18 protein-coding genes are annotated in these 17,995 nt (G+C 42.7%); 14 read left to right on the top strand and 4 right to left on the bottom strand.

Features of this window, described 5'->3' with window-relative positions; translation table 11 throughout:
- The 13 genes from nuoE to A9J31_RS09505 all read left to right on the top strand — a co-directional run bounded on the left by nuoE (position 1) and on the right by A9J31_RS09505 (position 13,977).
- A complete protein-coding gene (gene nuoE, locus A9J31_RS09565) occupies positions 1–510 on the top strand; it encodes an NADH-quinone oxidoreductase subunit NuoE (RefSeq protein WP_067764692.1) in 510 nt (169 codons plus the stop codon).
- The gene (gene nuoF / locus A9J31_RS09560) at positions 507–1,838 is read left to right on the top strand and encodes an NADH-quinone oxidoreductase subunit NuoF (protein ID WP_067764689.1); all 1,332 of its coding nucleotides are present in this window, start codon (positions 507–509) and stop codon (positions 1,836–1,838) included. The genes nuoE and nuoF overlap by 4 nt, the downstream gene beginning before the upstream one ends.
- Before the next feature lie 11 nt (positions 1,839–1,849).
- On the top strand, positions 1,850–4,531 hold the full coding sequence (nuoG, locus tag A9J31_RS09555) for an NADH-quinone oxidoreductase subunit NuoG (RefSeq protein ID WP_067764686.1): 2,682 nt from the start codon (positions 1,850–1,852) through the stop codon (positions 4,529–4,531).
- Positions 4,532–4,534: 3 nt separating this feature from the next.
- Positions 4,535–5,551, top strand: coding sequence for an NADH-quinone oxidoreductase subunit NuoH (nuoH, locus tag A9J31_RS09550; RefSeq protein WP_067764683.1), 1,017 nt, complete (start codon positions 4,535–4,537; stop codon positions 5,549–5,551).
- 18 nt (positions 5,552–5,569) lie between these two features.
- Complete coding sequence (gene nuoI / locus A9J31_RS09545; RefSeq protein ID WP_067764680.1) at positions 5,570–6,112, top strand: NADH-quinone oxidoreductase subunit NuoI; 543 nt, start codon at positions 5,570–5,572, stop codon at positions 6,110–6,112.
- A complete protein-coding gene (gene nuoJ / locus A9J31_RS09540; RefSeq protein WP_171256690.1) occupies positions 6,112–6,630 on the top strand; it encodes an NADH-quinone oxidoreductase subunit J in 519 nt (172 codons plus the stop codon). The genes nuoI and nuoJ overlap by 1 nt, the downstream gene beginning before the upstream one ends.
- The gene (gene nuoK, locus A9J31_RS09535) at positions 6,630–6,938 is read left to right on the top strand and encodes an NADH-quinone oxidoreductase subunit NuoK (RefSeq protein WP_067665227.1); all 309 of its coding nucleotides are present in this window, start codon (positions 6,630–6,632) and stop codon (positions 6,936–6,938) included. The genes nuoJ and nuoK overlap by 1 nt, the downstream gene beginning before the upstream one ends.
- Entirely contained in the window at positions 6,935–8,824 is a 1,890-nt protein-coding gene (gene nuoL, locus A9J31_RS09530; RefSeq protein ID WP_067764674.1) for an NADH-quinone oxidoreductase subunit L, read from the top strand. Before nuoK ends, nuoL begins: the two co-directional genes overlap by 4 nt.
- Position 8,825: 1 nt before the next feature.
- Positions 8,826–10,439 carry an NADH-quinone oxidoreductase subunit M gene (nuoM, locus tag A9J31_RS09525; protein WP_067764671.1) on the top strand — a complete coding sequence of 538 codons (1,614 nt, stop codon included), beginning with the start codon at positions 8,826–8,828 and terminating at the stop codon, positions 10,437–10,439.
- Between the two features lie 3 nt (positions 10,440–10,442).
- Complete coding sequence (gene nuoN, locus A9J31_RS09520) at positions 10,443–11,987, top strand: NADH-quinone oxidoreductase subunit NuoN (RefSeq protein WP_067764668.1); 1,545 nt, start codon at positions 10,443–10,445, stop codon at positions 11,985–11,987.
- A 126-nt stretch (positions 11,988–12,113) separates the two neighbouring features.
- On the top strand, positions 12,114–12,749 hold the full coding sequence (upp, locus tag A9J31_RS09515; RefSeq protein WP_067764665.1) for a uracil phosphoribosyltransferase: 636 nt from the start codon (positions 12,114–12,116) through the stop codon (positions 12,747–12,749).
- Positions 12,750–12,832: 83 nt separating this feature from the next.
- Entirely contained in the window at positions 12,833–13,126 is a 294-nt protein-coding gene (locus A9J31_RS09510; protein WP_067764662.1) for a cold-shock protein, read from the top strand.
- 98 nt (positions 13,127–13,224) lie between these two features.
- The gene (locus tag A9J31_RS09505) at positions 13,225–13,977 is read left to right on the top strand and encodes a cold shock domain-containing protein (protein ID WP_067764659.1); all 753 of its coding nucleotides are present in this window, start codon (positions 13,225–13,227) and stop codon (positions 13,975–13,977) included.
- Between the two features lie 24 nt (positions 13,978–14,001).
- On the opposite strand, the gene gigC is transcribed toward A9J31_RS09505, so the two are convergent.
- Positions 14,002–14,880 (bottom strand): LysR family transcriptional regulator GigC, encoded by an 879-nt coding sequence (gene gigC, locus A9J31_RS09500; RefSeq protein WP_067764656.1) that lies wholly within the window; start codon positions 14,878–14,880, stop codon positions 14,002–14,004.
- A gap of 85 nt (positions 14,881–14,965) precedes the next feature.
- Here gigC and A9J31_RS09495 point away from each other — a divergent pair, with 85 nt between their 5' ends.
- Positions 14,966–15,727, top strand: coding sequence for a ferredoxin--NADP reductase (locus A9J31_RS09495; RefSeq protein ID WP_067764653.1), 762 nt, complete (start codon positions 14,966–14,968; stop codon positions 15,725–15,727).
- Between the two features lie 93 nt (positions 15,728–15,820).
- On the opposite strand, the gene A9J31_RS09490 is transcribed toward A9J31_RS09495, so the two are convergent.
- The 3 genes from A9J31_RS09490 to A9J31_RS09480 are packed head-to-tail and all read right to left on the bottom strand — an operon-like array spanning position 15,821 to position 17,987.
- Complete coding sequence (locus A9J31_RS09490; RefSeq protein WP_171256689.1) at positions 15,821–16,546, bottom strand: amino acid ABC transporter ATP-binding protein; 726 nt, start codon at positions 16,544–16,546, stop codon at positions 15,821–15,823.
- Between the two features lie 14 nt (positions 16,547–16,560).
- Positions 16,561–17,244 carry an ABC transporter permease subunit gene (locus A9J31_RS09485; RefSeq protein ID WP_067764640.1) on the bottom strand — a complete coding sequence of 228 codons (684 nt, stop codon included), beginning with the start codon at positions 17,242–17,244 and terminating at the stop codon, positions 16,561–16,563.
- Positions 17,244–17,987, bottom strand: coding sequence for an amino acid ABC transporter permease (locus A9J31_RS09480; RefSeq protein WP_067764637.1), 744 nt, complete (start codon positions 17,985–17,987; stop codon positions 17,244–17,246). The genes A9J31_RS09485 and A9J31_RS09480 overlap by 1 nt, the downstream gene beginning before the upstream one ends.
- Positions 17,988–17,995 lie beyond the last annotated feature (8 nt).

Raw genomic sequence — 17,995 nt, 5'->3', positions numbered from 1 at the left:
ATGATGATTTTGACTGACAAAAAACCGCGTGTGAACGTTGAAGGGATTTTAACTGCGGAAGAAATCCACGATATCGAACATCACATCGGTCACTACCCGTACCCTCGTGCAGCATGTCTTGATGCATTGAAATGTGTACAACGCCGTAATGGTTGGGTAGATGATGCTCAGATGAATGCTATTGCACAAATGCTTAGCATGACTCTTGCAGACTTAGAAGGTGTTGCAACGTTCTATAACCGTATTTACCGTCAGCCAGTAGGCCGTCACGTAATTTTATTATGTGATTCGATCGCTTGCTTCTTGATGGGTGCGGAAACGCTTGCTGAAGCATTCCAACGTGAATTGGGTATTTCATTTGGCCAAACGACTGCTGATGGTCGTTTTACGCTACTGCCAATTTGCTGTTTGGGGAACTGTGATAAAGGTCCGACGTTAATGATTGACGAAGACACTCACGGTCTAGTTGAAGTGACTTCAATTAAACAGTTATTGGAGAAGTATGTATGAATACTGAACCAAAACCAATTTATGGCGACGGTAACCCAGAAACTCACCCATTAACTTGGCGTTTGAGTAAACAGGAACACGTACGCAGTGCAGACGATTATGAAGCACTTGAGGGTTATGCTGGCTTTAAAAAAGCAATTGGCATGCAACCAAAAGAAGTGCTTGATGTTATTAAAGCAGCGACTGTAAAAGGTCGTGGTGGTGCTGGTTTCCCTGCAGGGATCAAATGGTCGCTTATGGCACCAAACGATAACTCAGGCCCACGTTACCTGATCTGTAATGCCGATGAAATGGAACCAGGTACGTTCAAAGACCGTTTGTTGATGGAAAAACTTCCTCACCAACTGATTGAAGGTATGTTGATTGCTGCTTATACATTAGAAGCAACACAAGGTTATATCTTCATCCGTGGCGAATACATCGAAGCTGCTGGCTACTTAAATGAAGCGCTTGATCAAATTCGTGCCAAAGGTTACTTGGGTGAAAATATTCAAGGAACAGGTTGGAGCTTTGATTTACACGTACATACCGGTGCGGGTCGTTATATCTGTGGTGAAGAAACTGCATTGATTAACTCGCTTGAAGGTCGTCGTGCAAACCCACGTACTAAACCGCCATTCCCGCAAGTTGCAGGTGCTTGGGGTCGTCCTACGATTGTCAATAACGTAGAGACTTACAACAACTTACCAGCAATTATGCTTCGTGGTCCTGAATGGTACATCGGTTTATCTGAAGGTAAGTCGAAAGATCCAGGCACAAAAATTTACGGCGCTTCAGGCAAAGTAAAATTCCCAGGTCTTTGGGAGCTACCATTTGGTACGACTGCGCGTGAAGTGATTGAAGATCATGCTGGTGGTATGCGTGATGGTCTTAAACTAAAAGCTTGGTTGCCAGGTGGTGCGTCTACCGACTTCCTTGCTGCTGAACACATCGATCTTCCTATGGATGCTGAGAGCATCATGAAAGCAGGTTCACGTTTAGGTACGTGTTTGCTCATGGTAGTCGATGAAACTCAGTGTATGGTTTCTGCGACACGTAACTTAGAAGAATTCTTCGCGCGTGAATCATGTGGTTTCTGTACGCCTTGCCGTGATGGTCTACCTTGGGCTGTTAAAGCATTAAAAGCTTTAGAAAATGGCGAAGGTAAGAAAGAAGATATCGATCACTTACAAGAACTTACTCGTAAGCTTTGGATTGGTAAAACTTTCTGTGCCCATGCACCGGGTGCAATGGAACCGCTTATGGGCGCGCTCAAACATTTCCGTGGCGAATTTGAAGCAAAAGTAGTGAATGCTGCTGCTCAAGTTAGCAACGCCGAACAAGTTTAAGGAATTCGACTATGGCTACAATTCATGTCGATGGCAAATCGTACGAAGTCAATGGCTCAGAGAACTTGCTACAAGCATGTTTGTCTTTGGGTATTGATATCCCGTACTTTTGTTGGCATCCATCCTTAGGTTCTGTCGGTTCTTGCCGTCAATGTGCTGTGACTCAATATGCGAATCCGGAAGATACCCGTGGTCGTTTGGTCATGTCATGTATGACACCAGCAGCTGACAATACCTATATCTCTATTGAAGATAACGAAGCGAAAAACTTCCGTGCTTCAATTGTAGAATTCTTAATGACCAACCACCCACACGACTGTCCAGTGTGTGAAGAAGGTGGTCACTGTCATTTACAAGATATGACTGTGATGACACAACATGATCGTCGTCGCTACCGTTTCACAAAACGTACGCATTACAACCAAGAGTTAGGCTCATTCATTTCTCACGAAATGAACCGTTGTATCGCGTGCTACCGTTGTGTTCGTTACTACAAAGATTATGCTGGTGGTACAGACTTCGGTGTTTATGCAAGTGCATCACGTGTTTACTTTGGCCGCCCAGAATCAGGAACTTTAGAATCTGAATTCTCTGGTAACTTGACTGAAGTATGTCCAACAGGTGTATTCACGGATAAAACTCACTCAGAACGCTATAACCGTAAGTGGGACATGCAGTATGCGCCAAGCGTATGCCAAGGCTGTTCTTCAGGTTGTAACATTTCTCCGGGTGAGCGTTATGGCGAACTACGTCGTGTAGAAAACCGCTTTAACGGTGACGTGAACCAATACTTCCTATGCGATAAAGGTCGTTTCGGTACAGGTTATGTGAACCGTGCAGATCGTCCACGTCAACCGCAGTTCCGTACTGCCGGCAACGTGACTACAGTTTCTGTAGATCAAGCACTTGATACCGTGATTGAAAATATCCAAGCTAAAAAAGTATTGGGTATCGGTTCACCACGTGCATCACTTGAATCTAACTTCGCGCTTCGTGAATTAGTAGGTCAGGAAAACTACTCAACAGGTATGTCTCAAAAAGAGCAAAACTTGGTTGAGTTAGCGGCATCAATCATGCAAACAGAGGGTGTTTACAACCCAACAATGCGTGAAATTGAAAGCTATGATGCAGTGCTAATTTTGGGTGAAGATTTAACCCAAACTGCGCCACGTATGGCATTGTCTGTTCGTCAAGCGGCGAAAAACAAAGCCAAAGAAATGGCAGCAGAGCGTCGTACTCAAGAATGGTTGGCTGAACCTGTACAACGTATTGGTCAAGATGAAAAATCTCCAATCTACATTCTTGCTGCGACTCAAACACGTTTAGCTGACGTTGCAACAGGTGAAGTGGTGGCTTCTCCTAACGACATCGCGCGTTTAGGTTTTGCGGTTGCTGCAGCAGTAGCAGGCGAGAGCATTACTGGTCTTGCTGATGATGCTAAAGCATTTGCACAAACCATTGCTGACACCTTAAAAGCTGCGAAAAAACCATTGATCATCTCTGGTACAAGCTTACAAGACGCATCAATCATGGAAGCAGCAGCGCAAGTTGCACAAAACCTTGGTTCAAATGCAGGTTTGACATTGACTGTTCCTGAAGTGAACTCAATGGGCTTGGCAATCTTGGGTGGTCAAAGCCTTGAGCAAGCATTTGCACAAGATTTTGATGCAGTGATTGTGGTTGAAAACGATCTTTATCGTCGTTTACCAGCAGCGCAAGTGAATGCAGCGCTTTCGGGTAAAGATGTGATTGTATTAGATCACTCTGAAACTGAAACTGTGAAAAAAGCAGATATCGTTCTTTCTGCTGCAAGTTTCGCTGAAGGTGATGGTACTGTGGTATCGCAAGAAGGCCGTGCACAACGTTTCTACCAAGTGTATGACCCAAGCTACTACAAACCAGAACTTGCGATTAAAGAATCTTGGCGTTGGTTACATGCCCTAGAAACAGGTCTTAAAGGTAAGGCAATTTCTTGGACATTACTTGATGACGTCATCGAGTCAGTTGCGAAAAACGTACCTGCACTTGAAGCGATTCAAGATGTAGCACCAAATGCGGGCTTCCGTGTACATGGTCTTAAAGTAGCTCGTGAACCACGTCGTTACTCTGGTCGTACTGCAATGCGTGCACCACTTTCTATTCACGAACCTAAGCAACCAGTCGATAAAGACTCTGCGTTGACGTTCTCAATGGAAGGTTATGTAGGTAACCAAACTCCAGCTGCACTTGTACCATTTGCTTGGTCTGCAGGTTGGAACTCACCACAAGCCTGGAATAAATTCCAAGACAACGTGGGGGGTCACTTAAAAGGTGGTGATGCTGGTATTCGTTTATTCGATCGCCTAGTAAAACGTCCTGCACGTACATTTGTAGCGCCAGCGCCAGTGGTTGCAAACCCTGAAAGCTTCCGTCTTGTACCAATGCACCATATTTTCGCTTCAGGTGAATTTACAGTGAAAACGCCTGCGATGGAATCACGTATTCCAGAAGCAATGTTTGCTGTGGGTGAACAAGATGCTGCTCGTTTGAATGTTCAAGATGGTCAGAAGATCACAGTGAAAACTGGTGAAGCTGAAATCGTTCTTCCAGTTCAAGTGATTGAATACTTACCAACAGGTTATATCGGTTATCCAGTGGGTATTGCACCTACAGTATCGCTTGCAGAACCTGTTTCAGTCGCGGTAGGAGTGTAATTCATGGAACAAGAATTAATCCGTCAAACGCCGCTGTGGGCTGAAAACTGGCCAATCGCCTATTCAGTGCTGCAAGCTATTGTGATCTTACTGGTTGTGGTATTGATCGCAGCGTTGATGTCTTTCATCGAGCGTCGTTTACTTGGCTTGTGGCAAGACCGTTACGGTCCGAACCGTGTAGGTCCGGGTGGTATGTTCCAGATCGTTGCCGACATGCTGAAAATCATGTTCAAGGAAGACTGGACACCAAAATTTGCTGACAAACTCACTTTCCGTATGGCTCCAGCAGTTGCGATGGCAACTGCGGTGCTGTCGTTCATGGTTATTCCTGTTTCACCTTACTTAGGTGTCTCAGACATGAGCATCGGCCTATTGTTCTTTATGGCAATGGCAGGTATTGCGGTATACGCAGTATTGTTCGGTGGTTGGTCATCAAACAACAAATATGCATTATTGGGTGGTCTACGTTCTGCAGCTCAAACCATTTCGTATGAAGTGTTCTTGGGTATTTCATTGATGGGTGTGGTTGCAATTGCTGGCTCATTCAATATGCGTGAAATTGTAGAAGCGCAACGTGATGTTTGGTTTGTTATTCCTCAGTTCTTAGGTTTCTTAATCTTTGTGGTTGCGGGTGTTGCGGTAACGCATCGTCACCCATTTGACCAACCTGAAGCAGAACAAGAATTGGCGGAAGGTTACCATGTTGAATACGGCGGTATGAAATGGGGTATGTTCTTCGTTGCGGAATACGTCAACGTAGTACTGATCTCTGCGCTTATCGTAACTTTATTCTTCGGTGGTTGGTTAGCGCCATTCAACTTAGAAATTCCATTCGTTCCAGCAGCGTTCTGGTTCATTATTAAAACAGCATTCTTTGTCATGATGTTTGTCTTGGCTCGTGGTTCTTTAATGCGTCCACGTTATGACCAAGTGATGAACTTTGGTTGGAAAATTTGCTTGCCATTGGCGTTGGTTAACCTTCTGGTAACTGGTGCTGTGATTCTGATGAATCAGGCCTAAGACAGCAGGGAGAATAAAATGTTTAAATTTCTAGCTGGATTTGGGTCAATTGTACGTTCACTGTGGATGGTTTTCTCACACGTGACGCGTAAACGTGACACCATTTTATATCCAGAAGTTAAAGGCGAAGATATCGTACCACCGCGTTTCCGTGGTCGTATTGTATTAACGCGTGACCCTGATGGCGAAGAACGCTGTGTTGCATGTAACCTTTGTGCGGTTGCATGTCCAGTAGGCTGTATTTCACTACAAAAAGCTGAAAAAGAAGATGGTCGTTGGTATCCGGAATTTTTCCGTATCAACTTCTCTCGTTGTATTTTCTGCGGTATGTGTGAAGAAGCATGTCCAACAACTGCGATTCAAATGACACCTGACTTCGAGTTAGGTGAATATGTTCGTCAAGACTTGGTATATGAGAAAGAAAACTTACTCATTTCTGGTCCTGGTAAATACCCAGAATACAACTTCTACCGTGTAACAGGTATGGCTGTTGCTGGTAAAGATAAAGGTCAGGCGCAGCGCGAAAGCACGCCAGTTGATGTACGGAGTCTATTACCATGATGTGGCCATTTTATTTGATGGCACTTGTGGCCATCGTCTCTACCGTTCGTGTTGTAACCAACACGAACCCTGTACATGCTTTATTAAGCTTGATCATCTCTTTACTTGCTGTAGCAGGTATCTTCATGATCGTAGGTGCGCCATTCGCTGGTGCACTTGAAATTATTGTTTACGCCGGCGCAATTATGGTGCTGTTCGTATTCGTAGTGATGATGCTAAACCTTGGGCAGGATACTGTTGAACAGGAAAGCAAATGGCTGACTTCATCTGCGTGGGCTTATCCTGCGTTGATGAGCTTCCTTATGGGTTTAATCCTTGTTTGGATGCTGAAGTCAGACTACACAACTGCTGGCGCTCTAATGGGTGCTGAAGTTGTAGGTCCAAAACAAGTTGGTACAACACTCTTTACTCAGTACTTATTACTGGTTGAAGTTGCTGCGATGTTATTGCTTGGCGCGCTTGTCGCTGCATTCCATCTTGGCAAACGTGAGCCAGGTGCAGAAGAGGACAAACAATAATGGGCAACATCCCTTTAGAACATGGTTTGATCGTTGCAACCATCCTTTTCGCACTTGGTTTTTACGGTGTGATGGTTCGACGCAACCTATTATTTATTTTAATGAGCCTCGAGATCATGATGAACGCTGCTGCATTGGCGTTCGTTTTGGCAGGTAGTGCTTGGGCACAGCCAGACGGTCAGGTGATGTTTATCTTGATCTTAACGCTTGCTGCAGCCGAAGCGTGTATTGGTCTTGCGATCGTCCTTCAGTTCTATCATCGCTTCCATCACTTGGATGTGGATGCTGCTAGTGAGATGCGCGGATGAGCTATTTATATTTAACAGTATTATTTCCGCTAATCGGTTTCATCCTTTTAGCGGCAGGGCGTAAAAACCTTCCTGAATCTGTTGCAGCGATTATTGGTGCAGGTTCGGTTGGTCTTTCAGCTTTATTTGCATTGATTGCAGGTATCGACTTTGTCAACAATGGTTCAGTTGCGACAACTCAACACCTTTGGACATGGTTCAGTGCAGGTGATTTAGCACCAGGCTTTACGCTTCACCTTGATGGCTTATCATTGTTAATGATGGGTATGATCACTGGTGTTGGTTTCCTAATTCACATCTTTGCAACGTGGTATATGCGTGGTGAAGAGGACTTTGCACGTTTCTTCTCTTACTTCAACCTATTCGTTGCAAGCATGTTATTGCTTGTATTGGGTGACAACTTAGCGTTGTTATTCTTGGGTTGGGAAGGCGTAGGTCTATGTTCTTACCTATTGATTGGTTACTACTACCAAACACCTGCGAACGGTTTTGCTGCAATTAAGGCATTCACTGTTACACGTGTGGGTGACGTATTCTTACTAATCGCTTTGTTCTTAATCTACCAACAGTTCGGTACTTTAAACATTGCTGAAGTGGTTGCTGCTGCACCAACAGTGATGGTTGAAAGTTCATCGTTAACGATTTGGACTGCTTTAATGTTGTTCTTGGGCGCTGCAGGTAAATCTGCACAAATCCCATTACAAACATGGTTGGCAGATGCGATGGCTGGTCCTACACCAGTATCTGCATTGATCCACGCAGCGACAATGGTAACAGCTGGTGTTTATCTATGCTGCCGTATGTTCTCTGTGTTTGAACAAGCACCTGAAGTAATGATGTTCATCTCGATTACTGGTGCGGTGACATTATTGGTTGCTGGTTTTGCAGCATTGGTTCAAACAGACATCAAACGTATTCTTGCTTACTCTACAATGAGTCAGTTGGGTTATATGTTCATGGCTGTAGGTGCTGAAGCTTACCAAGCTGGTTTATTCCACATGCTCACTCACGCATTCTTCAAGGCATTATTATTCTTGTCTTCTGGTGCGGTGATTCTTGCATTCCATCACGAACAAAACATCTTCAAGATGGGTGGTCTTTTCCACAAAAACAAATTCTTGTTTGCTTGTTTCGCAATTGGTGGCGGTGCATTGGCAGCGATCCCATTCATCACAATCGGCTTCTTCTCAAAAGATGCGATTCTTGGTGCAGTATGGGTGAAAGGTCAAGCTGTTGCAGTTTATGATTGCTTGTACTGGACTGGTGTAGCTGGTGCATTCTTAACTTCAATCTATACATTCCGTTTAATCTGGGTTGTATTCTTTGGTAAAGAAAACACGCCTTACCATGAAATTAAAGGCATCACGTACTGGGGCCCATTGGCAATTCTTGCAGTGCTTTCAACTGGTTTAGCTTATGTATTAAAAGCACCAGTAACAAACATTCTAAATGCTGCGCAAATTCCAGCGTTTAATGTTCCAGAAGCACTTGAGCATGGTATGCACAGCGCTGAATATACAGCTGTAGGTATTGCACTTGCAGGCTTGGTTGTTGGTGTGGTGTTGTTTGCCTTTGCTTATAGCGCAGTGAAAGCATTTGCTAAAACTTCACTGGGTGCAGGGCTTGCAAATATCTGCCGTAATGCACTTGGTTTCGATGCTTTGTACAACATTGTTTTCGTTAAGCCTTATTTGCTACTGGCTAAAATCTTTGGTCGTGATCCAATTGACGGCTTATGGCTTGTATTGCCTGCACTTGTTAAAGGCGGTAATAGCTTTACAAGTTCACGTCAAACAGGTTCATTGCGTGAATACGCATCTAGTATGGCATTCGGTACGTTTGCATTACTATTGATCCTGGTCGTGATTCAGGTCGTGGGGAAATAAAATGGAAACTCCAAACAATTTAATTCTACCCGCTCTGATCCTTATTCCGTTCATTGCAGGTTTTGTATGCTGGCTTGTCGATAAACTCGACAAGCACTTGCCACGTTATATCGCGTTAATCGGTATGCTTTTAACTTTGGTGTTAACCATTGTTTTATGGCAAAACGGTACTTATAACTACGAGTTGGGTACACAAGCTCCACAGTGGGCTGCTCAATTTAACCTACCGTGGATTACCACTTTAGGTATTAACATTCACTTAGCTGTGGATGGTCTTTCACTGCTTATGGTTGGCTTAACTGCATTACTAGGTGTACTTGCAGTAGGTTGTTCATGGGGTGAGATTCAAAAGAACGTTGGTTTCTTCCACTTAAACCTTTTATGGTCTTTGGGTGGTGTAATCGGTGTATTCCTTGCGATTGACATGTTCCTGTTCTTCTTCTTCTGGGAGATGATGCTTGTACCAATCTACTTCTTGATTGCGTTATGGGGTCATAAAGGGGCAGACGGTAAATCACGTGTTTACGCTGCGACTAAATTCTTCATCTATACACAAGTTGCTGGTCTCATCATGTTGATCGGTATCTTGGGTCTAGTTGTAGTCGGCTACCAAATTCATGGTCAAATCAGCTTTAACTATGACTTCTTAATGAGTGTTGCGCATACGATTGAAGCTCAAGCTCCAGCAATTGCTTATGCATTCATGATCTGTATGTTCATTGGTTTTGCGGTAAAACTTCCAGTTTTCCCATTACACGGCTGGTTACCAGATGCGCATGCGCAAGCACCTACAGCGGGTTCTGTCGACCTTGCAGGTATCTTGATTAAAACTGCGGCTTATGGTCTTTTACGTTTCGTTATTCCATTCTTCCCAGTAGCATCTGCTCAGTTTGCTGACATCGCGATCATTCTTGGTCTAATCGGTATTTTCTACGGTGCATGGTGTGCATTCCAACAAACAGACATGAAACGTCTGCTTGCGTACACATCTATTTCGCACATGGGCTTCGTACTTCTCGCTTTGTATGCAGGTAACATCCTGACATTCCAAGGCTTGATGATTATGATGCTGGCTCACGGTCTATCTTCTGCTGCATTGTTCATTATGTGTGGTCAGGTTTACGAACGTCTGCATACACGTGACATGCGTTTGATGGGTGGTATCCGTGGTCAGTTCCAATACCTTTCATTCTTCTTAATGTTCTTTGTTGCGGCACTTGTAGGTATTCCAGGTCTTGGTAACTTTATCGGTGAATTCCTAATCTTGATGGGTTCATACGCGAAGTTCCCTGTGTACACAATTCTTGCTGCGGTAAGCTTAGTATTTGCTGGTCTTTACGGTTTAATCCTGATTCACAAAGCATTGTTTGGTACGCCAAATGAAGAACAAAAACAGCATTACGCAAATCCGTTGAAAGACTTAAATGCGCGTGAAGTTGTGATTCTTTTAATCTGTGCTCTTGGTCTTGTATGGCTTGGTCTATTCCCACAAAGCTTCCTTGATATTTCAAATTCAAGTATGGCGTGGATTGCGAACAGCTATATTCCAGTTCAAGAAGTCGTTGATGTTGTGCAGCAAATTGCTGTACAACCTGAAAATGTGGAGATGCAATAAGCCATGGACTTCACAATGTCATTTTCTGAGCTTATGCCATTAGCTCCTGTGATGATCGTGGCTTTAACTGCGATCGTCGTGATGTTGCTAATTGCAATCAAGCGTAACCACAATTTAGTTGCAACGACTTCCGTTATCGGTCTGAACCTTGCAGCCTTTTACATTATTTTCGTTCTGGTTGCAGGGCAGTATGCACCTGCAAACGTAATGAACTTATTCATCGTAGATCCGTTTACGATGTTGTATCAGTTTGTGATTTTAGTTGCAGCACTTGCTTGCTGTACTTTGTCACATGCTTATATTGAAAAGTATGAAGACAACCGTGAAGAACTATACATCTTGATGTTATGTTCAGTGACTGGTGCGATGTTGATGGTGGCAAGTTCACACTATGCATCATTCTTCATCAGCCTTGAGTTAATGTCGATTCCTGTATATGGCCTATTGGCATATACACATCAACGTTCTCAATCACTTGAAGCGGGCGTTAAATACCTAGTACTTTCAGCAACTGCATCTGCAATGCTGTTAATGGGTATGGCATATGTTTATGCCTACACAGGTACAATGTCATTCGTTGCTGAACCAGGTAAAATGTTTACCAACTTCAGCCAACCTGGCGTGGTATTAGGTCTTGCATTAATCGTATTTGCTGTTGCATTCAAATTGTCTCTTGCGCCATTCCATAAATGGACACCAGACGTATATGCAGGTGCGCCAGCGCCAGTTGCGACTTTCCTTGCAACTGTTGCTAAAGTGGCAATGATCGGCCTATTCGTTCGTTACTTCTTGGCTTCTGGCTTAATCCTTTCCGACAGCTTCATCACAATTGTAACGATCATTGCAGTCTTGTCTATCCTTGCGGGTAACTTGCTTGCAGTACGTCAAGTGAACTTGAAACGTATCCTTGCATACTCTTCAATTGCTCACTTCGGTTACTTACTTGTGGCGATTATCAGTGCTCGTAATACTGACTTTGTTCAAGTACAAGGCTTTGCGACATTCAGCAGCGTAAACGTATATGTTATTACTTATGTATTAACCACAATCGGTGCGTTCGGTGTCGTGACATTAATGTCTAGCCCTTACAACAACAAAGATGAAGCAGGTAGCCTTGCTGAGTACCGTGGTTTGTTCTGGCGTCGTCCAGTATTGACTGCAACACTGACTGTAATGATGTTGTCTCTTGCAGGTATTCCTTTAACTGCTGGCTTCATTGGTAAGTTCCTTGTCATCAAAACAGCGGTAGCTGGTGGTTCATGGTTCTTAGCGGCAATGGTAATCCTTGGTTCTGGTATTGGTTTGTACTACTACCTACGTGTAATGGTTGTAATGTACATGACACCACCAGAAAACCCACGTATCGATGCTGTCGATCATTGGGGCCAAAAAGTGGGTGGTATCATGGTGCTTGGTGCAGCTGCATTAGTTTTGTTGATCGGTGTATATCCAGATCCAATTATTGCAGTATCTCAAGTGGCATACTTTGCAATCTCACCTGAGCTTCAACAGTTCATCATGAGCTTGATTCAAAGCGGTTTTAACTAATGAATTAAGCAATTAATTCAGTTATTACAAAAAAGCCTCCAGCAATGGGGGTTTTTTTATTTTTAACATTTGTTAAATAGCTTTATAATAGATGAAATTTTATCTTAACCTTTTAGGTGTTCTCCCGTGGCTATCCATGAAATCCGTCATCCGTTAATCCGACATAAACTCGGCTTACTTCGTCGTGCAGACATTAGTACTAAAAACTTCCGTGAGCTTGCTCAAGAAGTCACCATGCTTTTGACTTACGAAGCAACTAAAGATTTACCTATGGTTGATCATGAAATTGATGGCTGGAATGGTAAAGTAACTGTAGACCGTATTGCGGGCAAAAAAATAACAGTTGTGCCAATTCTACGTGCTGGTATTGGTATGTTAGATGGATTTCTTAACCTTATTCCTAGTGCAAAAGTATCAGTATTAGGTTTAGAGCGTGATGAAGAAACTTTGGAAGCACGTACCTACTATAAAAAATTAGTACCAGACGTTCAAAACCGTTTAGCCATGATTATCGATCCAATGCTAGCAACGGGTTCTTCTTTAGTTGCTGCAATTGATGTTCTAAAAGCAAGTGGTTGTAAAGATATCCGTGTGATGGTTCTTGTTGCTGCACCAGAAGGTATTAAGCGTGTAGAAGAGGCGCATCCAGACGTTACCATCTTTACTGCATCCGTTGACCACGGCTTAAATGAAAACGGTTATATCGTTCCTGGTTTAGGCGATGCTGGTGATAAAATTTTCGGTTCAGTTCAAAAAGATTAATTTTAAACTGAAATCAAAAAGAGGCTTTAATAGCCTCTTTTTTATATAATGTAGCAATCATATTTAGATATTAGGCTAAGCGCATGAAGTCAGAGTTATATCAAGGAAAAATTAAACAGTACAATTCTGAAAAAGGGTACGGTTTTATTGCTTCAGCAGAAGGGGAAGTGTTCTTTCATATTTCCGATTTTCCTGCGGCAGAAGGTGAACCAAAGCGTAATGAACGTGTTCAATTCAATGTCGTTGAAAATGGTGACCGTTACAAAGCGATTAATATTGAACGTGCTGAAGATAAATCTACACGTGCTAAAAAATCAAAAATTGTAGCGAACAACACATCTATTACTTCTGCTTTATTGAGTAATCTACGCAAGTAAGCTTTTGTGAACTTTGCGTTCAGCTTAAATAGATAAAAAAGAGGCGGCTTCGCCTCTTTTTTATTAATATATAATCATTATAAAAATTGGATAGCCATATGTTTTTAGAGGGGAAAATAAAAAGCTATAATGCTGAGCGTGGCTTTGGCTTTATTCAACAAAATGAACAAGTGAAAGATTTGTTTTTCCACGTAACGGACATACCAAGCCGCCATATTGAATTAAAGCTTGGTGAAAAAGTGAAATACCTTATTTCTGAAGATCAAGGCAATTTTAAAGCGGTCAATATTGTTCGTTTGGATTTAAAGCAACAACAAGCTACAGAACAAGCATTACAATCAACAATTGTAGAAGATCATTCACGTGAGCCTATTTCAGCCTCACCGCGTTATGAAGTTGCTTCAGTTAGTCCATTGAGTAAAATCATCAGTTTTGTGGGTGTGGTCATTATTGTTGTACTTGCTGTAATGGTTTATGGCAAATATCAAGGCTATAGAGAACAAAAGCAATTACACGCACAGCAATTGATGCAGCAACAACAGCAGATTGTAGAAGAACAGCGTAAAGCGCAGGGCGATTTACCCGACCAAGTACTGAGTGAGCAAGGTCTACATAATTTGCATGGAACAGGCACGAGTGAATTACGTCGTGATGTGGTGGATGTCACACCTAAATCGACTCAAGCAGTACAACAAGCAGCGCCAGCCAAGTTCAGTTGTGACGGACGTACACATTGCAGTCAGATGCGTTCATACGAAGAAGCAGTGTTCTTTAATAATAATTGTCCAAATACGAAAATGGACGGCAATAATGATGGCGAACCATGTGAACGCCAATTTAAAAATAGATAAAAAAAGCGCCTTAAGGCGCTTTTTTTATTTTTCACAGAATTGCATAAAGGCTTTTAGTCCAGGCCCTTGATACTTTTGACGATGCACAAGCATAAACAGGGGACGTGCCAACTGCCAGAATGGCGTGTCTAGCACAACCAATTGACCTTTTTCGCGTAAAGGTTCAATTGCAAGTTTAGAAATGCACGACATACCAAGACCGCCTGCGACAATTTTTAAAATCGCCTCGTTATGACCTAGGGTCAGACGAATATTGGCATCTGGTAAATCTTTTAAGATTGCATTGTCAAAAACTTCACGAGTACCTGAGCCTTCTTCACGTAAGATCCATTCAACATGATTAAAGTCATCTGAGGTTAAAGCACGATCCAGTTTTGCTAATGGATGTTCAGGTGAACAACAGACAGCAAGCTCATCATCACGCCAGTGAATGCATTGGAGCTGTGGCAGATGGCATGAACCTTCAATTAATGCCAAATCCAATTGAAATTGATTCACCGCTTCAATCATTTGGCGTGTATTACCCACTTGAAGCTGTAAATGTGCTTGCGGCTGAATTTGTAAGAAATTCGCCATCAAGTCTGGCATTAGGTAGTCACTAATGGTTAAGGTCGCACCTAGACGTAAATCAATACTTTGCAATTCACCTTTGGCTGCTTGTTCGAATGCTTCACAGCGTCCAAGAATTTCTAAAGCTTGAGGGAGCAAGAATCGACCCAAGTCATTCAATTGTAGGCGTTTACCCAGACGGTCAAACAGCGGAGCACCTAGACCATCTTCGAGGTCGGCCAAAGCCATACTTGCTGCACTTTGAGTAAGTTTGACAGCATCACTAGCTTTAGTAACGGTACCTTCTTGAGCGACTGCTACAAAAACAGCCAACTGGCGTAAAGTCATGCGCATGAATTGGACCTTAACATTTAAAAAATATTAATAAATTATACTGTCATGCTAACATGAGCATAGTCTGTCACGCCACGTTCAAATCATGTCAATTGAAAAATTTAGCTTAGAAAAGGTTTTATCTGTACACCGTTGGACCAATACTTTGTTCAGTTTTACCATGACGCGTCCCGCACATTTTAAATTTACTGCTGGGCAGTTTGCACGAATCGGGTTGAAAGTGGGCGATGAATTGGTGGTTCGTGCTTATTCGGTGGTGTCATCTCCTTTTGATGAGACTTTAGAATTCTTTTCGATTGTAGTGCCTGATGGTGCATTTACCTCGAACTTACAGCATCTACAAGTCGGCGATGAATTGTATCTGGAAAAGATTCCTTATGGTTTCTTAACATTGGCACGTTATCAGTTGCCATTGCCAAAGGACTTGTGGTTATTAGGTACAGGAACTGGACTTGCTCCATTTTTATCGATGTTGCAGGACTTTGAAACGTGGTCAAAATACGAAAAGATCAATTTGGTTTACAGTGTACGTACTGCATCAGAGTTGGCTTATGTAGAACGGATTCAAGAAATTGCCAAAACTTTTGGTGAAGGGCATAAGGGATTTAAATTTATTCCAATTATTACACGTGATCCAAATGCCGTTTTGCATGACCGTTTGCCAGTGCTCATTGAAAATGGCGAATTAGAAAAAGCTGCGGGGCTAGAATTTAATATTGATACGACTCATGTCATGCTCTGTGGTAATCCACAAATGGTTGATGACACTAAAGCAGCACTTAAAGCACGTGGGCTAACCATGAACCGCCGCGGTGAGGGGAATATTGCAGTAGAAAACTACTGGTAAATTCGCTGCATTTTTTATCACTGTTTATATAAAAAAGCTCATCCTGAGATGAGCTTTTTTTGTTAGGTAGTATGACGCGAACATCGCTGTAACTTAATGCAAAATTTTATTCAGGAATTGCTGTGCACGTTCACCACGAGGTGTATTAAAGAACTCGTCTTTGGTACAGTCTTCTACAATTTTTCCTTGATCCATAAAGATCACACGATCCGCTACCTGACGGGCAAAACCCATTTCATGCGTCACACACATCATGGTCATGCCTTCTTTGGCTAAACCAACCATTACATCCAATACCTCATTAATCATCTCAGGATCGAGCGCAGAGGTTGGTTCATCAAAGAGCATGGCAATCGGGTCCATACTTAGTGCGCGAGCGATGGCGACACGTTGTTGCTGACCACCTGAAAGCTGAGCAGGGTATTTGTTGGCGTGTGCACTGAGTCCAACACGTTCCAAATACGCTAAACCTTTTTGTTTGGCTTCTGCTTCTGAGCGTCCTAATACTTTGACTTGGGCAATGGTTAAGTTTTCAGTAATACTCAAATGGGGGAATAATTCAAAGTGCTGAAACACCATGCCGACGCGGCTACGTAATTTATTTAAATCGGTCTTTGCATCATTTATGGAAATGCCATCCACTAGTATTTGACCGGATTGGAAGGGTTCCAGTCCATTCACGGTTTTAATTAACGTTGATTTACCTGAGCCGGAAGGTCCACAAACCACAACCACTTCGCCTTGTTTAATTTGCGTGGTGCAATCGGTCAATACTTGAAAATCTTTATACCATTTACTGACATTTTGGAGGTCGATCATTGTTTTTGCATCGGTCATACACTTAACCTCCGTTGTAATTTTTTAACTGCATAAGTCGCAATCATACTGATGGTGAAATACACCAGTCCTGCAAAAATAATATATTGCGTGAGTAATGACATTAAGTCACCGCGGACATAGTTGGTGCGGAAAAAGTCGAGTAATCCAATGGCATACACCATGGTTGAATCTTGAAAGAGGATGATGGTTTGCTGTAACAGCAATGGAGTCATTTTGCGAAAGGCTTGCGGCAAAATAATCAGGCGCATGGACTGGCTATAGCTCATGCCAAGGGCATAGGCCGCAGAGGTTTGACCTTTTGGAATTGATTGAATCCCAGCACGGACAATTTCAGAGAAATATGCGGCCTCAAATAGCATAAATGCCACAATACTGGAAACCAATGCGGTATCAATCGTTAGGTAATTGCCGGTAATCCCTGTATAGATAAATGGTACGGCAAAATAGAACCACATCAATACCAACAGTAAAGGGATTGAGCGAAATAAGTTAACGTAGCCTTTGGCAAAGATGTTGAACACTTTAATTGATGATAAGCGCATTAAAGCTAACAGTGTGCCAATCAAAACTCCACCAATTGTGGCAGAAATAACCACTTTCAGAGTAATACTTAAACCATGCCAAAGTGCAGGGCCAGACAATTGCAAGTCTTGTATAAAAGAAGTAAGCCAATCCATTATTTATCTCCTGCAATTAGGCCAGGAACACGTAAGCGTTTTTCCAGCAAGTTCATGAAACCAATCAAACAGATATTGATTACGATGAAAATAATGGTGACATAGGTATAAATTTCGATGGTGTTTTGCGTGTATTCACTAATTGTTTTCATCTGCGAAATAATTTCTGCAACACCCACTAAAGATGCAACAGAGGTATTTTTAACGCAGTTGGTTAACTCAGAGCTGAGCGGTGGCAAAATCGTGCGAAAAGATTGCGGTAAAATAACGTAGCGGTAAAGCTGTGTCGTACTAAAACCCATGGCATAACCCGCATTGGTTTGACCGCGTGGAATTGCTTCAATCCCTGTACGCACCTGTTCACAGACTCGTGCTGCAGTAAATAAACCTAAGCCGACACTGGCTGAGATTAGTGCGGTAGTATTTGCACCAAGATCATTCATCCACCAGTTTTTGATGGGTGTCGGTAGAAAATTTGGAACCACGTAGAACCAAATAAATAACTGAATTAATAATGGGACATTACGGAAAATAGTCACATAAGCAGTACCAATGCCTCGCGCCACAGGGCTAGGTAAGGTACGCATAATGCCGAGGATACTGCCGAGTATCATTGCGATTGTCCATGCCACTAAGGCAATGACAAACAACCATCCCAAACCAATTAAAATCCAGCCAATGTAGGTGGAATCACCGACGCCAGTTGACTGGAAAAGCACACCCCAATTCCAACTATAATTCATAGACCCCC

The organism is Acinetobacter gandensis, assembly GCF_001678755.1.
GTDB classification, from domain to species: Bacteria; Pseudomonadota; Gammaproteobacteria; order Pseudomonadales; family Moraxellaceae; genus Acinetobacter; species Acinetobacter gandensis.
The sequence above is the reverse complement of the archived record's forward strand: the minus strand, read 5'-3'. Positions and strand labels throughout refer to the sequence as shown.

Excerpts from the sequence above, each read along its gene's own strand:
- nuoE (WP_067764692.1), top strand. The coding sequence starts at position 1 with ATGATGATTTTGACTGACAAAAAACCGCGTGTGAACGTTGAAGGGATT.
- nuoF (WP_067764689.1), top strand. The coding sequence starts at position 507 with ATGAATACTGAACCAAAACCAATTTATGGCGACGGTAACCCAGAAACT.
- nuoG (WP_067764686.1), top strand. The coding sequence starts at position 1,850 with ATGGCTACAATTCATGTCGATGGCAAATCGTACGAAGTCAATGGCTCA.
- nuoH (WP_067764683.1), top strand. The coding sequence starts at position 4,535 with ATGGAACAAGAATTAATCCGTCAAACGCCGCTGTGGGCTGAAAACTGG.
- nuoI (WP_067764680.1), top strand. The coding sequence starts at position 5,570 with ATGTTTAAATTTCTAGCTGGATTTGGGTCAATTGTACGTTCACTGTGG.
- nuoJ (WP_171256690.1), top strand. The coding sequence starts at position 6,112 with ATGTGGCCATTTTATTTGATGGCACTTGTGGCCATCGTCTCTACCGTT.
- nuoK (WP_067665227.1), top strand. The coding sequence starts at position 6,630 with ATGGGCAACATCCCTTTAGAACATGGTTTGATCGTTGCAACCATCCTT.
- nuoL (WP_067764674.1), top strand. The coding sequence starts at position 6,935 with ATGAGCTATTTATATTTAACAGTATTATTTCCGCTAATCGGTTTCATC.
- nuoM (WP_067764671.1), top strand. The coding sequence starts at position 8,826 with ATGGAAACTCCAAACAATTTAATTCTACCCGCTCTGATCCTTATTCCG.
- nuoN (WP_067764668.1), top strand. The coding sequence starts at position 10,443 with ATGGACTTCACAATGTCATTTTCTGAGCTTATGCCATTAGCTCCTGTG.
- A9J31_RS09510 (WP_067764662.1), top strand. The coding sequence starts at position 12,833 with ATGAAGTCAGAGTTATATCAAGGAAAAATTAAACAGTACAATTCTGAA.
- A9J31_RS09505 (WP_067764659.1), top strand. The coding sequence starts at position 13,225 with ATGTTTTTAGAGGGGAAAATAAAAAGCTATAATGCTGAGCGTGGCTTT.
- gigC (WP_067764656.1), bottom strand. The coding sequence starts at position 14,880 with ATGCGCATGACTTTACGCCAGTTGGCTGTTTTTGTAGCAGTCGCTCAA.
- A9J31_RS09495 (WP_067764653.1), top strand. The coding sequence starts at position 14,966 with ATGTCAATTGAAAAATTTAGCTTAGAAAAGGTTTTATCTGTACACCGT.
- A9J31_RS09490 (WP_171256689.1), bottom strand. The coding sequence starts at position 16,546 with ATGATCGACCTCCAAAATGTCAGTAAATGGTATAAAGATTTTCAAGTA.
- A9J31_RS09485 (WP_067764640.1), bottom strand. The coding sequence starts at position 17,244 with ATGGATTGGCTTACTTCTTTTATACAAGACTTGCAATTGTCTGGCCCT.
- A9J31_RS09480 (WP_067764637.1), bottom strand. The coding sequence starts at position 17,987 with ATGAATTATAGTTGGAATTGGGGTGTGCTTTTCCAGTCAACTGGCGTC.